Raw genomic sequence first — 14,766 nt, 5'->3', positions numbered from 1 at the left:
TAGGCCGGTGCGCCCCCGGCTGTCCCCGGTTCGAGCAGCGAGAGCGGAGAAGCGGCCCACGGCGTCGGTCAGAGCCCTGCCTTGTGGAACCCGTAGGTGTACGCATCGACGATGGCCTCCCAGGAGGCCTCGATGATGTTGGGGCCGACCCCCACGGTCTGGAACTCGAGGCCCGCTCCCGCCGTGCGCACGAGAACACGGGTGGTCGCGTCGGTGCCGTGCTGGGAGTCGAGGATGCGGACCTTGAAGTCCTGCAGCTCGAGCTCGTCGATGATCGGGAAGCGGCCCCTCAGCGCCCGGCGCAGCGCGGTGTCCAGGGCGTTGACCGGACCGTTCCCCTCGGCGATCTCGACCGCCCTCGCCGCACCGGCACCGTCGCCGTGGAGCTTGACCGTCGCCTCGGTCTCCAGGGAGCCGTCGCGAAGCTGATGGGAGATGGCCCGCCAGGACTCCACCTCGAAGTAGCGCGGGAGGCGCTCCATCTCGTCGAGGAGGAGCAGCTCGAAGGAGGCGTCGGCGGCCTCGTAGGAGTATCCCTTGGCCTCGCGCGCCTTCACCGTCGCCGCGAGGCGCGTGAGAAGGTTCTGCTGGCCCGTGAGATCGAATCCGAGCTCCCGGCCCTTCAGCTCGATGCTCGCGCGCCCCGCCATGTCGGAGATGATCATGCGCATGTCGTTGCCCACTCGGCGCGGATCGATCTGCTGGTAGAGGTCCGGATCCACCCGGATGGCGCTCGCATGCAGCCCCGCCTTGTGGGCGAAGGCGCTCTGGCCGACGTACGGGGAGCGCGGGCTGACGGGCATGTTGACGATCTCGCCGATGGCGTGGGCGATCCGCGTCATGTCGGCCAGGGTCTCCTCGGGCACCAGGTCGACGCCCATCTTCAGCTGGATATCGGCGAGGATCGTGAGCAGGTCGGCATTGCCGGTCCGCTCGCCGTAGCCGTTGATGCAGCCCTGGACATGGCTGACGCCTGCGCGCACGGAGGTCAGAGCGTTCGCGACCGCGCACCCCGAGTCGTTGTGGGTGTGCACGCCCAGGCGCGGGTCGACGATGCCGGCGGCCGCGAGCCGTCGGCGCAGCTCCTCGACGATCTCCGTCACCTGATGCGGGAGCATGCCGCCGTTCGTGTCGCACAGGACGGCGACGCGCGCGCCCGCAGAGAGCGAGGCGGACACGACGGCGGTCGTGTAGTCCGGGTCGTGGAGGAAGCCGTCGAAGAAGTGCTCGGCGTCGACGAACACCTCGCGCCCGGCGCCGACGAGATGCTCGACGGTCTCGCGCACCATCGCGAGGTTCTCCTCGCCCGTGGTGCGCAGCGCCCCGGTCACGTGGCGGAGGTCGGACTTCGCGACCAGGGTTATGGTCGGTGCGCCGGACGCCAGCAGCGCTGCGACCTGCGGGTCCTCCGCGACGTCGACACCGGCCTTGCGGGTGGCGCCGAAGGCCGCGAGGCGCGCGCTCGTCAGCTCCAGCTCGTCGTGCGCGCGCTCGAAGAACTCGGTGTCGCGCGGAACAGCGCCGGGCCACCCGCCCTCGATGTAGGTCACTCCGAGCTCGTCGAGCAGACGCGCGACCGCGAGCTTGTCGGAGACGGAGAGGGTCAGCCCCTCCTGCTGGGAGCCGTCCCGCAGAGTGGTGTCGTACAGATGGAAGCCGTCCAGCGGCGCGGGAGCGCCGAGGACGTCGTCGGCCATGGTGCTCATGTCCCGATCAGACCAGTCGGTGCAGCCAGCCGTGACGGTCCTCGACCCGCCCGTACTGGATCCCGGTGAGCTCGTCCCGCAGCGCGAGGGTGACCTCCCCCGATCCGCCGTCGCCGATGGTCCAGCTGCCGCCCGTGGCGCGCAGCTCCCCGATCGGGTTGATGACCGCCGCGGTGCCCGCGGCGAACATCTCGACGATCTCGCCGGCGTCGATGGCCTTGACCAGGTCCGCGAGGACCAGGCGCTGCTCGACGGGCTCGAGACCCCGATCGGCGGCCAGCCGGAGGATCGACTCGCGGGTGACGCCCTCGAGGATCGATCCGGTCAGGGACGGGGTGAGGATCCTCCCGTCGGACGTGATGACGAAGACGTTCATCCCCGAGAGCTCGTCGACGCAGGTGTGCGTCTCGGAGTCCAGGAACATGACCTCGTCGGCTCCGTTCGCACCGGCCTCCTTCTTCGCGAGCAGCGAGGAGGCGTAGTTGCCGCCGCACTTCGCCGCTCCCGTGCCGCCGGCGCCCGCCCGCGCATACTCATCGGTCACCCACACCACCAGCGGCTGCACGCCACGAGGGAAGTACGCACCGGCCGGAGAGGCGATCACGTAGTAGTCGACGGTCCGCGATGCCCGCACACCGAGGAAGTCCTCGTTCGCGAACATGAACGGACGCAGGTACAGCGAGGTCTCCCCCGCCGGTGCGGGGACCCAGGGCTCGTCGGCCGCGACCAGTGCCTCCAGCGAGGCGAGGAAGTCTTCTGCGCTCAGCTCCGGAAGCGCCAGGCGCTGCGCGGAGCGCTGCATGCGCGCGGCGTTGCGCTCGGGCCGGAAGGTCCACACCGAGCCGTCCTCATGGCGGAAGGCCTTGAGGCCCTCGAAGATCTCCTGCGCGTAATGCAGGACCGCGGAGGACGGTGAGATCGCGAGGGGGCCGTAGGGGAGGATCTCCCCCTCGGACCAGCCGGATCCCTCGGTCCAGCGCGCATGCGCCATGAAGTCGGTGAAGTGGTCTCCGAAGCCGGGGTCGGCGAGGATGGCGGCGCGCTCGTCGTCGCCGACGCGACGGGTGGCCGTGGACGGGGTGAAGGTGAGCGCGCTCATCGATGACTCCTGACGGGACGGGGTGATGCTGGGTGGTTCAGCGACCAGACACGGCGGCGACCAGGGCATCGCCGATGGCGATGGTGCCCCGGGGACCGAGCTCCGCGCGGGCGGCGAGATCGGCCTCGACGGCGGCGCGGACGCCTGCGGCGGCCTCGGCGTGGCCGAGATGGTCCAGCAGCAGGGCGACCGAGAGCACCGTGGCGGTGGGATCGGCGAGGTCCTTGCCCGCGATGTCCGGGGCCGAACCGTGCACCGGCTCGAACATCGAGGGGAAGGCCCCCGTGGGATTGATGTTGCCGCTGGCGGCGAGGCCGATGCCTCCGCCGACGGCACCCGCGAGGTCGGTGACGATGTCGCCGAAGAGGTTGTCGGTGACGATCACGTCGAAGCGGGAGGGATCGGTGACCAGGTAGATCATCGCGGCGTCGACATGGGCGTAGTCGACGGAGACCTCCGGGAACTCCTCCCCTACGGACTCGACGATGCGGCGCCACAGGTGCCCGGCATGCACGAGGACGTTGTGCTTGTGCACCAGAGTCAGCTTGCGGCGGCGCAGCTGCGCCTGCTCGAAGGCGTAGCGGACCACGCGCTCGACGCCGACGGCGGTGTTCAGGGACACCTCGGTGGCGACCTCGAGCTCGGTGCCCACGCGCATGGCCCCGCCGTTGCCGACGTACGGCCCCTCGGTGCCCTCGCGTACCACCAGGAAGTCGATCTCGCCAGGATCGGCCAGCGGGGTCGAGGCCCCCGGGAACAGGCGGGTCGGGCGCAGGTTCACGAAGTGGTCGAAGCCGAAGCGGAGCTTGAGCAGCAGTCCTCGCTCCAGCACGCCCGATGGCACATCGGGGTCGCCCACCGCGCCGAGCAGGATCGCGTCGTGCTCGGCGAGGCGGGCCATGTCCTCATCGGTGAGGGTCTCGCCCGTGCGGTGCCAGCGGCCCGCCCCGAGGTCGAAGGCCGTGGTCTCGACCTCGATGCCGGACGGCTCGAGAGCGGCCCGCAGGACCCGCAGCCCCTGGGGGACGACCTCCTTGCCGATGCCGTCGCCCTCGATGACGGCGAGGCGCAGCGCGGAGCCGGCTTCGGATGCGGACGTGGTGCTCATGGGATGGGTCCTCCGGTACTCCGCCCGCGGGCGGGCGATGCTGGTGTCAGCGGGATCGACGATGGGATGCGGATGCCTGCTCGGCAGCTGTCAGTAGACGAGGTCGACGGCGTGGATCGACCGGGCGCCGATGGCCTCGCCGATCTCGTCGGCGAGCTCGCGCGGCGCGGACTCGTCGAGGTTGAGGATCACGAGCGCCTCGGCGCCGGGGACGTCGCCCAGGCGGGAGACCTGCATGCCGGCGATGTTCACCCGGGCCTCACCGAGCTTCGCGCCGTACTGGCCGACCAGGCCCGGCCGATCCTCGTAGCGGATGATCAGCAGATGGTCGCTGAGCGGCACGTCCAGGGCGTGATCGCCGATGCCGACGAGCTTCTGCGCCTGCTCGGTGCCGCTCAGGGTGCCGGCCACATGGACGACGCTGCCGTCGCGCAGCGTGCCCCGGATCGCGACGACGTTGCGGAACCGCTCGGACTCCTCCTCCGTCACCAGCTGGACGGTGATGCCGCGCTCGTCGGCCATCACCGGTGCGTTGACGTAGCTGACCTGCTCGGTCACGACGCTGCGGAAGATCCCCCGCAGTGCCGAGAGCTTCAGCGCCGTCACGTCGCGCGAGGCGATCTCGCCGCGCACGATGATGTCGAGGACCTCGGGAGCACCGCCTGCGATCGCCGTGAACAGCTGACCGAGACGATCAGCGAGGGCCACGCCCGGACGCACGAGATCATCGATGGCGCCGCCGGCGACGTTGACCGCATCGGGGACGAGCTCGCCGGCCAGGGCCAGGCGGACGGAGTTGGCGACGGCGATGCCGGCCTTCTCCTGGGCCTCCGCGGTGGAGGCGCCCAGGTGCGGCGTCAGGGTGACGGAGTCGAGCTCGAGGAGCTTGGATGCCGTCGGCGACTTCGCCGGGGGCTCCGAGCTGTACACGTCCAGGGCGGCGCCGGCGATCTTCCCGGAGGTCAGCGCCTCGTACAGGGCCTCCTCGTCGATCAGGCCGCCGCGGGCTGCGTTGACCACGTGCAGGGAGGGCTTGGCGACGGCGAACTGCTCGGCGCCGATCAGGCCGGTGGTCTCCGGAGTCTTGGGCATGTGCACCGTGACGACGTCCGCCTCCCGCATGAGCTCATCGAGCTCCACCACCCGAGCACCGAGCTCCGCGGCGCGCGTGTGGTTCACGTAGGGGTCGTAGGCCAGGAGCGTCACGCCGAACGGGGCGAGGCGCTCGGCCACGAGCTGGCCGATGCGCCCGAAGCCGACGACGCCGACCGTCTTGCCGAGCAGCTCGATGCCGCTGAGCTTCTTGCGGTCCCAGCGGCCGGCCTTCACGGAGGCGTCGGCACGGGCGACGTTGCGCAGCGAGGCGAGGATCAGCGAGATCGCGAGCTCCGCGGCGGAGACGATGTTGGAGGTCGGGGCGTTGATGACCATCACGCCGGCCTGCGTGGCGGCGGGGACGTCCACGTTGTCCAGGCCCACGCCCGCACGGGCGACGACCTTGAGTCTGCTCGCCGCTGCGTACACCTCGGCATCGACGCTGGTGGCGGAGCGCACGAGGAGAGCATCGGCGTCGGCGACCGCCGACAGGAGCGCCGCGCGGTCGGTGCCGTCGACATGGCGCACCTCGACGCCGGAGCCGAGCACGTCGACGGTGGCGGGTGAGAGCTCTTCGGCGATGAGAACGACGGGACGGGTCACAGGGTTTACCTCCGGAAGGATGGCGGCGCGAGCAGGGCCGAGGAAAGGATACGTCCGTGTCCGCCATGCGATCACGGCGGTCATGATCCGAGACGTGCCCGGGATGGGGTGGTGCAGGAAGCTGGGGTCGGCCACCCCGTCGTGACCGCTCCTGACGCTGGAGGGTCCCGCACCGGCGATGCAGGACCCTCCGCGTCCGAGGCCGGGCTCAGAACCCGGCCGACGGGATCAGCGTGCCGCCGACCCCTCCACGTAGTCGGAGTCCACGGAGTCCTGGTTCCACGAGAACATCTTGCGCAGTTCCTTGCCGACGGACTCGATCGGGTGCGAGGCCTCCTTCTCGCGCAGCTCCTTGAACTCCACCGCGCCGTTGTCCTGGTCGTCGATGAAGCGCTTGGCGAAGGTGCCGTCCTGGATGTCCGAGAGGATCGCCTTCATGGCGGCCTTGGTCTCGTCGGTCACCACGCGCGGGCCGGAGACGTAGTCGCCGAACTCGGCGGTGTCGGAGCACGACCAGCGCTGCTTGGTGATGCCGCCCTCGATCATGAGATCGACGATCAGCTTGAGCTCGTGCAGCACCTCGAAGTAGGCGATCTGCGGCTGGTAGCCGGCCTCGGTGAGGGTCTCGAAGCCCGCCTGCACCAGGTGGCTCACGCCGCCGCACAGCACGGCCTGCTCACCGAACAGATCGGTCTCGGTCTCCTCGGTGAAGGTCGTCCTGATGACTCCCGCGCGGGTGCCGCCGATGCCCTTGGCGTACGAGAGCGCGAGCTCCCAGGCCTGGCCGGAGGCATCCTGCTCGACCGCGACGATGTCCGGGATGCCGCGGCCGGCGACGAACTCGCGACGCACGGTGTGGCCGGGCGCCTTCGGGGCGACGAGCAGCACGTCCACACCCGCGGGGACCTCGATGTAGCCGAAGCGGATGTTGAAGCCGTGCGCGAAGGCGAGCGCCTTGCCCTCGGACAGGTGGGGCTGGATGGACTCGGCGTAGACCTTCCGCTGGTCCTGGTCCGGGGTCAGGATCATGATGACGTCGGCCCACTGGGAGACCTCGGCGACCGTCCCGGTGACGAGCCCCTCCTCCTGCACCTTCGCTGCCGACTTCGAACCCTCGCGGAGGCCGACACGGACCTCGACGCCGCTGTCGCGCAGGTTCAGCGCGTGGGCGTGGCCCTGCGAGCCGAAGCCGATGATGGCGACCTTCTTGCCCTGGATGATCGAGAGGTCTGCGTTGTCGTCATAGAAGATCTCAGCCACGTGTGTGCTCCTTGCGTGCGTGATGTGCGGCGGTGTGCCGACGATGGAAGGATCCTATCGCCAGTTGTCTTACGTTATGAGAGAGGGTCTCCGGATTCGAGACACCCTCGTCGGGCCGGGGCTCTCCGTGATGAGCCCCGGCCGTCCGGCCCGTTCTCCCGGGGTCAGGAGAGCAGGCTGCGATCGGTGATCGCCCGCCCGCCGCGGCCGATGGCGACCGCTCCGGACTTGACGATCTCACGGATGCCGAAGGGCTCGAGCATCCCCAGCAGCGCGGCGAGCTTGTCGTCGGTGCCGGTGGCCTCGATCGTGACCGCGTCCGAGGCGGCGTCGACCACCTTGGCGCGGAACATCTGGACGATCTCCAGCACCGAGGTGCGGGTGGAGTTGTCGGCCGAGACCTTGATGAGGATGAGCTCGCGCTGGACCGTCTGGCGCTGATCGAGCTGGACGATCTTGAGCACGTTCACCAGCTTGTTGAGCTGCTTCGTGATCTGCTCGAGCGGATGCTGGTCGACGTCGACGACGACCGTGATGCGGGAGATCTCCGGATGCTCCGTCGGTCCGACGGCGAGGGAGGAGATGTTGTACCCGCGCCGGGCGAAGAGGGCGGCGACGCGCGTGAGCACGCCGGGCTTGTTCTCCACCAGGACGGACAGGGTCTGGGTGTTCGGCGAGGCCGCGGAATCGATGGCGGTCATGGTCAGATGTCCCTCTCCCACTCGGGGCTCATGCCCTGCGCGATCTGAATCTCGTCGTTGGAGACGCCGGAGGGCACCATCGGCCACACCATGGCGTCGGCGCTCACCGTGAAGTCGACCACCACCGGGCGGTCGTCGATCTCCATCGCCTTCTCGATGGTCGCGTCGATGTCCTCGTCGCGCTCGCAGCGCAGGCCCGCGGCTCCGTAGGCGTCGGCGAGCTTGACGAAGTCGGGCACGCGCCGCGAACCGTGGCCGGTGTTCAGGTCCGTGTTCGAGTACCGCTTCTCGTAGAACAGGTTCTGCCACTGGCGGACCATGCCCAGCGAGCTGTTGTTGATCACGGCGACCTTGATCGGGATCTGGTTGATCACGCAGGTCGCGAGCTCCTGGTTCGTCATCTGGAAGCAGCCGTCGCCGTCGATCGCCCAGACCGCGCGGTCCGGCTGCCCGACCTTCGCGCCCATCGCGGCGGGCACCGAGTATCCCATCGTGCCCAGGCCCCCGGAGTTGATCCAGGTGTTGGGGTGCTCGTACTTCACGAACTGGCTGGACCACATCTGGTGCTGGCCCACGCCCGCGACGTAGATCGACTCGGGGCCCGAGATCGCACCGATGCGGGAGATCACCTTCTGCGGCGCGGTGAGCCCGTCGGCGGTCTCCGTCCAGCCCAGCGGATAGGTCTCCCGGAGCATCGACAGGGTGGCCCACCAGGCCTCGTAGTCGCGTGGATCGGATGCGGCCAGGCGCGTGCGCAGCTCTGATGCCAGGGCCGTCGCGACATCCTTCGCCTGGCCGACGATCGGGACGTCGACCTCGATGTTCTTGGAGATCTCCGCGGGATCGATGTCGGCGTGGATGATCTTCGCGCCGGGAGCGAAGGAGTCCAGACGTCCGGTCACGCGGTCGTCGAAGCGCGCACCGATCGCGATGATCAGGTCCGCTCGCTGCAGGGCGGAGACCGCAGCGACCGCACCGTGCATGCCCGGCATGCCGAGGTGGCCGGGATGGGAGTCGGGCAGCGCACCGCGCGCCATGAGGGTGGTGACGAAGGGAGCGCCGGAGATGTCCACCAGCTCCGTGACCTCCTTCGAGGCCGCACCGCGGATGACGCCGCCGCCGATCAGGAAGACCGGACGCTTCGCCTCGAGGATCAGCGAGGCCGCCTCGCGGATCTGCTTGTGGTGGGGCCGCGCATCGGGTCGGTACCCGGGGAGGTCCAGGCCCTCGGGCCACTCGAACTCGGCGGTGGCCTGCTGGGCGTCCCTGGTGACGTCGACCAGCACCACTCCCGGGCGGCCGGTGGAGGCGATGTGGAACGCCTGCTTGATCGTGCGCGGGATCTCTGCGGGGTCCTTGACCAGGAAGTTGTGCTTGGTCACCGGCATCGTCATGCCGACGATGTCCGCCTCCTGGAAGGCGTCGGTGCCGATGAAGCTCGATCCGACCTGCCCCGTGATCGCGACCATGGGGATCGAGTCCATCTGCGCGTCCGCTATGGGGGTGATGAGGTTGGTGGCGCCGGGGCCGGAGGTCGCCATGCACACGCCGACCTTCCCCGTCGCGTGCGCATAACCGCTCGCGGCATGCCCGGCTCCCTGCTCATGCCGCACGAGGATGTGGCGCAGGCGCTTGGCGTCCAGCAGCGGATCGTAGGTCGGCAGGATCGCGCCGCCGGGAAGGCCGAAGACGACCTCGGCCCCAGCATGCTCGAGGGACTCGACCAGCGACTGCGCACCGGTCATCTTCTGTCCGGTCATCGGAACTCCTTCGTCGTCTCGGACCTGTGGAATGGGGCGGACCGCCGCCCGTCTGCCCCTCCCCGGCAGGTCCGCACCCGCGATGCGGACACGAAAAAGCCCCTCGGCCTGGGGCTCTGGAGGGGCGCGGAGACGTTCTCGAACAACGAGCGGGCGTCAGCCGCGCGCGTCGATTACGAGAAGGTTCGTCTGCATGCCCCACACCCTAGGCCCTCCACAGGGTCGTGCGCGACCGGTCCGGATCCCGAGACGGCGGGCGGGCGCGGACGCCGGCCCGGGCAGGATCGGCCGACGGCGGCCACGGCATGGCTGACTGCGGAGATCCGCGCAGGTGAGGGCACCCTCAGCGATGTGGGCCACATCCCTCGGGTGCTCGATCGGGCACGAGGTGCGGGGAGACGGACTCACGGCGTCACATTTCCCCCCAAGCGTTTGTACTCGCCCCCATAACGGGCCACTATGGGCCCATGGATCGCACCGACACCGCGACGACCTCGTCCGCCGCCACCCTCACCCAGGAGGCCCCCGCGCCCGCCCGCGTCCGTCCTTCGCGCTCGGGCAAGCCGCAGGGGCAGTGGAAGGTCGACGGCACGACCCCTCTGAACAGCAATGAGGAGGTCAAGGCGGCGGGCAACGGCATCGATGTCCGCCAGCGGATCGAGGAGACCTACGCCATCGAGGGGTTCGACTCCATCACGGACGACGATCTCCACGGCCGGTTCCGCTGGTGGGGCCTCTACACCCAGCGCAAGCCCGGGATCGACGGCGGGCGCACGGCCCAGCTCGACCCGACGGAGCTCGAGGACCGCTACTTCATGCTGCGGGTGCGGACCGACGGCGCCGCCCTCTCCCCCGAGGCGCTGCGCGTGCTCGGCGGCATCTCCACGGACTTCGCCCGCGGCACCGCGGACATCTCCGACCGGCAGAACATCCAGTACCACTGGATCGACATCGAGAACGTGCCGGAGATCTGGCGCCGCCTCGACACGGTGGGGCTCGAGACCACGACCGCCTGCGGAGACACCCCGCGCGGCTTCCTCGGGAGCCCGGTCGCCGGCATCGCGGCCGACGAGATCATCGATCCCACTCCGGTCATCGCCGAGATCAAGCGCCGCTACATCGGAGACCGCGAGCTGGCGAACCTGCCGAGGAAGTTCAAGACCGCGATCACCGGGCACCCCAGCCTCGACGTCGTCCACGAGATCAACGACATCTCGCTGGTGGGTGTCGAGCATCCTGAGCTGGGCCCCGGCTACGACCTGTGGGTGGGCGGCGCCCTGTCGACCACCCCGCGGCTCGCAGAGCGCCTCGGCGCCTTCGTCTCCGAGGAGCAGGCGGCCGACGTCTGGCACGGCGTGGTGCGGATCTTCCGCGACTACGGTTTCCGCCGTCTGCGCAACAAGGCCCGTCTGAAGTTCCTCCTGGCGGACTGGGGCACGGAGAAGTTCCGCGAGGTGCTCGAGACCGAGTACCTCGGCTATGCGCTTCCCGATGGCCCTGCGCCGAAGAGGGCCGTCGGGCCCGGCGACCACGTCGGCGCGCATCTGCAGAAGGACGGCCGCTACTACATCGGCGCCTCGCCGACGGTCGGTCGGGTCGGCGGCGATCTGCTCACACGGCTGGCCGAGATCGTCGAGGACCTCGGGGCCGACGCCGTGCGCCTGACCGCCTTCCAGAAGCTCGTGGTGCTCGGTGTGCCCGCCGATCGTCTCGACGAGGCCGTCGAGCGCATCGGGGGCCTGGGCCTGAGCACCAGGCCCGGCCCGTTCCGCCGGTCGACGATGGCCTGCACCGGCATCGAGTTCTGCAAGCTCGCGATCGTGGACACCAAGGACACCGCGGCCAGGACCGTCGACGAGCTCGAACGACGCCTGGCCGACGTCCAGGAGAAGCTCGAGGAGCCGATCAGCCTGCACGTCAACGGCTGCCCGAACTCGTGCGCCCGCATCCAGACCGCGGACATCGGTCTCAAGGGCCAGATCATCACGACCGCGGACGGCGAGCAGGTTCCCGGCTTCCAGGTGCACCTGGGAGGATCACTCACGGACCACACTCAGGAGCAGCCTCAGCTGGGACGCACCCTCCGCCAGCACAAGGTCGCGGCGTCGGACCTCGCCGACTATGTCGAGCGGGTCGTCCGCAGGTTCGTGGACTCGCGCGAGGACGGGGAGAGCTTCGCGGCCTGGGCGCACCGAGCCGATGACGAGGAGCTGCGATGACCACCGCGCATCATCCGACCGCCCGGGAGCAGGCGGACGCCCGCCTGGAGTCCCCTGAGGAGCGCACGACCCGTCTTCGGGCCCTCGCCGAGGAGGGTGCCGCCCGCTTCGCCGAGCTCGAGAAGGAGCTCGGTCCCGAGGAGCTCGCCTCCGCGGCCTCCGCCTGGGCGGCGGAGACCTTCGGCACGGGCCTCACGGTCGCCTGCTCGATGGCCGACGCCGTGCTGCCCGCCGTCGTCGCCGACGAGCGTCCCGGGGTGGACGTGCTGTTCCTGGACACCGGATACCACTTCCCGGAGACCCTCGCGACCCGGCACCGCGTCGCCGCGGAGCTCGACGTGACCATCGTCGACGTGCTTCCCGAGAGGACCGTCGCCCAGCAGGACGCCGAGTTCGGTCCGAAGCTCCACGATCGCGATCCCGCCTCCTGCTGCGGGATGCGCAAGGTGGCGCCGCTCAAGAAGGCCCTCGGCGGCTATGACGCCTGGGTCACCGGCGTGCGCCGCGACGAGGGGCCGACCCGGGCCAGCACCCCTGTGGTGACCTTCGACGAGAACTTCGGCCTGGTGAAGATCAACCCTCTCGTCACCTGGTCCTTCGACCGTCTGATGGCGTACTCGCGCGATCACGGCCTGCCGGAGAATCCGCTGATCCACCAGGGCTACCCCTCGATCGGCTGCGCACCCTGCACCCTGCCCGTCGCCCCCGGCGACGACCCCCGCTCCGGGCGCTGGGCGGGCTCGGCCAAGACCGAGTGCGGCCTGCACCCCGCCTCCGGGGGCGTCGACGCCGCAGCGGACAGCTCGAGCACCGCCGAATCCAGCTCGGACGGCACGGGAGACGCCCCGGCGGCGTCCGTCCCCACCGTCCTCAACCTGATCTCCGTCCGCACCGACAAGGAGGACCGATGACCGCCATCGCCCAGCCCACCCAGGAGGTCCGGACCGGCGATGCCGGCTCCTCCCTCCTGGACGTCCTCGAGAGCGAGGCCATCCACATCATCCGCGAGGTGGTGGCCGAGCTCGAGCACCCGGTCATGCTGTTCTCCGGCGGCAAGGACTCGGTGGTGATGCTGCATCTGGCGGCAAAGGCCATGTGGCCCGCCCCGGTGCCGTTCCCCGTGCTGCATGTGGACACCGGCCACAACTTCCCCGAGGTGCTCGAGTTCCGCGACCGGGCCGTCGCGGAGAAGGGCGTCGAGCTCGTCGTCGCATCGGTCCAGGACTACATCGACGACGGTCGCCTGCAGGAGCGCACCGACGGCACCCGCAACCCGCTGCAGACGATCCCGCTGCTGGACGCCATCGAGGCGGGGCGCTACAACGCCGTCTTCGGCGGAGGCCGCCGCGACGAGGACAAGGCGCGCGCGAAGGAGCGGATCTTCTCGCTCCGCAACGCCTTCGGCCACTGGGACCCCAAGAACCAGCGGCCCGAGCTGTGGCACACCTACAACACCCGTCACCGCCCGGGGGAGCACGTGCGCGTGTTCCCGCTGTCGAACTGGACCGAGCTGGACGTGTGGCGGTACATCGCCCGGGAGAGCATCGAGCTCCCCTCCCTCTACTACGCGCACGAGCGCGAGGTGGTCCGCCGTGACGGCATGTGGCTGTCGACCGGGGAATGGGGAGGCCTGCGGGACGGCGAGACCCCCGAGGTCCGCACGGTCCGCTACCGGACCGTGGGCGACATGTCCTGCACCGGTGCTGTCGAGTCGGTGGCCTATGACGTCGAGGCGGTCCTCGCCGAGGTCGCCGCCAGCACCATCACCGAGCGCGGGGCCACCCGCGCCGACGACCGCATCTCCGAGGCCGCCATGGAGGATCGCAAGAAGGAGGGCTACTTCTGATGAGCACCACCGCCGACATCCTCCTCGACCCTGCCGGGGACGTCGAGGGCCGCACCGCCCCGACCCTGCTCCGTCTGGCCACGGCCGGCAGCGTGGACGACGGCAAGTCCACCCTCATCGGGCGACTGCTGCACGACACGAAGTCCGTCCTGGCGGACCAGCTGGCCTCCGTCGAGGCCGCCAGCCGCCAGCGGGGCTGGAAGGGCGAGCTCGCCGACCTCGCGCTGCTGACCGACGGCCTGCGGGCCGAGCGCGAGCAGGGCATCACCATCGATGTGGCGTACCGCTACTTCGCCACCGCCGAGCGCTCCTACGTGCTCGCCGACACCCCCGGTCACGTGCAGTACACGCGCAACATGGTCACGGGCTCCTCCACGGCCGACGTCGTCGTCATGCTCGTCGACGCCCGCCACGGCGTGGTCGAGCAGACGCGCCGCCATCTCGCGATCGCCGCGCTGCTGCGCGTGCCGCACGTGATCGTCGCGCTGAACAAGATCGACCTGGTCGACGACCCCCGTTCGGTGCACGAGACCGTCGTCTCCCAGCTCGACGAGATCGCCGGCGCGCTCTCCCTGCGCGACCTGCAGGTCGTGCCCGTCTCCGCCCTGCGCGGGGACAACGTGGTCACCCCGTCCGACCAGACCCCCTGGTACGAGGGACCCACGCTGCTCGAGCTGCTCGAGACCCTCGAGCCCGGCCAGGATCTGCGCGAGGGGCCCTTCCGCCTGCCCGTGCAGCTGGTCATCCGCCCGCAGCAGGGCGCCGTCGACCCGGCCCATGTGGACTACCGGGGCTATGCGGGGCTGATCACGTCGGGGGCGATCTCGGTCGGCGACGAGATCGGCGTGGCCTCCTCCGGGCGCCGCACCCGGGTCGTGGGCATCGATCGCGCCGACGTGTCCGTCGAGCGGGCCGACGCCGGCCTGTCGGTGACCCTCCGACTGGCCGACGAGCTCGACATCTCGCGCGGGGACCTGCTGGCGGGCGGCGACCTGCCGGTGCCCGCGCAGTCCGCCTCGGCGGTCCTGTGCTGGCTCTCGGAGTCCCCGCTGCGCGAGGGCGCCCGAGTCCTGGTCAAGCACGGCTCCCGGACCGTCCAGGCCCGCGTCACCGGCATCCACGAGAAGCTCGACGTCACGACGCTCGAGCGCGTGCCGACCGATGGCGCGGAGCTCAACGACCTGGTCCAGGCGGACCTGGTGTTCGCCGAGGCCCTTCCGCTGGAGCCCTACGGCTCCTCACGGGAGGGCGGATCCTTCGTGGTCATCGATCCGCAGGGCGGGAACACCCTCGCCGCCGGCATGGTCGGCGCCGAGCTGCGCGCCTGAGGACCTGATCCGAGCCGTCCGATCACGAGGCCGGGACCGCC

At 70.2% G+C, this 14,766-nt stretch carries 10 protein-coding genes and 1 pseudogene; 4 read left to right on the top strand and 7 right to left on the bottom strand.

Features of this window, described 5'->3' with window-relative positions:
* Positions 1-68: 68 nt before the first annotated feature.
* From cimA to ACZ5AJ_RS04845, 7 genes are all read right to left on the bottom strand, one after another.
* Positions 69-1,706, bottom strand: a complete 1,638-nt coding sequence (gene cimA / locus ACZ5AJ_RS04875; RefSeq protein WP_464137591.1) for a citramalate synthase — start codon at positions 1,704-1,706, stop codon at positions 69-71.
* Between the two features lie 7 nt (positions 1,707-1,713).
* On the bottom strand, positions 1,714-2,805 hold the full coding sequence (locus tag ACZ5AJ_RS04870; protein ID WP_464137588.1) for a branched-chain amino acid aminotransferase: 1,092 nt from the start codon (positions 2,803-2,805) through the stop codon (positions 1,714-1,716).
* A 37-nt stretch (positions 2,806-2,842) separates the two neighbouring features.
* A complete protein-coding gene (locus ACZ5AJ_RS04865; protein WP_464137586.1) occupies positions 2,843-3,913 on the bottom strand; it encodes a 3-isopropylmalate dehydrogenase in 1,071 nt (356 codons plus the stop codon).
* 90 nt (positions 3,914-4,003) lie between these two features.
* The gene (gene serA, locus ACZ5AJ_RS04860; RefSeq protein ID WP_464137583.1) at positions 4,004-5,611 is read right to left on the bottom strand and encodes a phosphoglycerate dehydrogenase; all 1,608 of its coding nucleotides are present in this window, start codon (positions 5,609-5,611) and stop codon (positions 4,004-4,006) included.
* A gap of 228 nt (positions 5,612-5,839) precedes the next feature.
* Positions 5,840-6,871, bottom strand: coding sequence for a ketol-acid reductoisomerase (ilvC, locus tag ACZ5AJ_RS04855; RefSeq protein WP_464137582.1), 1,032 nt, complete (start codon positions 6,869-6,871; stop codon positions 5,840-5,842).
* A 164-nt stretch (positions 6,872-7,035) separates the two neighbouring features.
* Positions 7,036-7,572: an acetolactate synthase small subunit gene (gene ilvN / locus ACZ5AJ_RS04850; protein WP_464137580.1), complete on the bottom strand. Its 537-nt coding sequence runs from the start codon at positions 7,570-7,572 to the stop codon at positions 7,036-7,038.
* 2 nt (positions 7,573-7,574) lie between these two features.
* Positions 7,575-9,332 (bottom strand): acetolactate synthase large subunit, encoded by a 1,758-nt coding sequence (locus tag ACZ5AJ_RS04845; protein WP_464137578.1) that lies wholly within the window; start codon positions 9,330-9,332, stop codon positions 7,575-7,577.
* A 467-nt stretch (positions 9,333-9,799) separates the two neighbouring features.
* Between ACZ5AJ_RS04845 and ACZ5AJ_RS04840 the strand changes: the two genes are divergently transcribed.
* The 4 genes and pseudogenes from ACZ5AJ_RS04840 to ACZ5AJ_RS04825 all read left to right on the top strand — a co-directional run bounded on the left by ACZ5AJ_RS04840 (position 9,800) and on the right by ACZ5AJ_RS04825 (position 14,725).
* Positions 9,800-11,551 (top strand): nitrite/sulfite reductase, encoded by a 1,752-nt coding sequence (locus ACZ5AJ_RS04840; protein WP_464137575.1) that lies wholly within the window; start codon positions 9,800-9,802, stop codon positions 11,549-11,551.
* Positions 11,548-12,318, top strand: a pseudogene (locus tag ACZ5AJ_RS04835) (phosphoadenylyl-sulfate reductase); the annotation flags it as partial. The gene ACZ5AJ_RS04840 and the pseudogene ACZ5AJ_RS04835, both read left to right, overlap by 4 nt.
* A gap of 140 nt (positions 12,319-12,458) precedes the next feature.
* Complete coding sequence (gene cysD / locus ACZ5AJ_RS04830; RefSeq protein WP_464137573.1) at positions 12,459-13,397, top strand: sulfate adenylyltransferase subunit CysD; 939 nt, start codon at positions 12,459-12,461, stop codon at positions 13,395-13,397.
* Positions 13,397-14,725: a sulfate adenylyltransferase subunit 1 gene (locus tag ACZ5AJ_RS04825; protein ID WP_464137572.1), complete on the top strand. Its 1,329-nt coding sequence runs from the start codon at positions 13,397-13,399 to the stop codon at positions 14,723-14,725. The genes cysD and ACZ5AJ_RS04825 overlap by 1 nt, the downstream gene beginning before the upstream one ends.
* Positions 14,726-14,766 lie beyond the last annotated feature (41 nt).

Source organism: Brachybacterium zhongshanense (genome assembly GCF_055385755.1).
Note: the sequence above shows the minus strand (reverse complement) of the source record. Positions and strands in the feature narration are given on the sequence as shown.

Bases quoted from the DNA above. Each gene is read 5' to 3' on its own strand.
- ACZ5AJ_RS04840 (WP_464137575.1), top strand. From the start codon at position 9,800: ATGGATCGCACCGACACCGCGACGACCTCGTCCGCCGCCACCCTCACC.
- ACZ5AJ_RS04870 (WP_464137588.1), bottom strand. From the start codon at position 2,805: ATGAGCGCGCTCACCTTCACCCCGTCCACGGCCACCCGTCGCGTCGGC.
- cysD (WP_464137573.1), top strand. From the start codon at position 12,459: ATGACCGCCATCGCCCAGCCCACCCAGGAGGTCCGGACCGGCGATGCC.
- ACZ5AJ_RS04845 (WP_464137578.1), bottom strand. From the start codon at position 9,332: ATGACCGGACAGAAGATGACCGGTGCGCAGTCGCTGGTCGAGTCCCTC.
- ilvN (WP_464137580.1), bottom strand. From the start codon at position 7,572: ATGACCGCCATCGATTCCGCGGCCTCGCCGAACACCCAGACCCTGTCC.
- ACZ5AJ_RS04825 (WP_464137572.1), top strand. From the start codon at position 13,397: ATGAGCACCACCGCCGACATCCTCCTCGACCCTGCCGGGGACGTCGAG.
- ACZ5AJ_RS04865 (WP_464137586.1), bottom strand. From the start codon at position 3,913: ATGAGCACCACGTCCGCATCCGAAGCCGGCTCCGCGCTGCGCCTCGCC.
- cimA (WP_464137591.1), bottom strand. From the start codon at position 1,706: ATGAGCACCATGGCCGACGACGTCCTCGGCGCTCCCGCGCCGCTGGAC.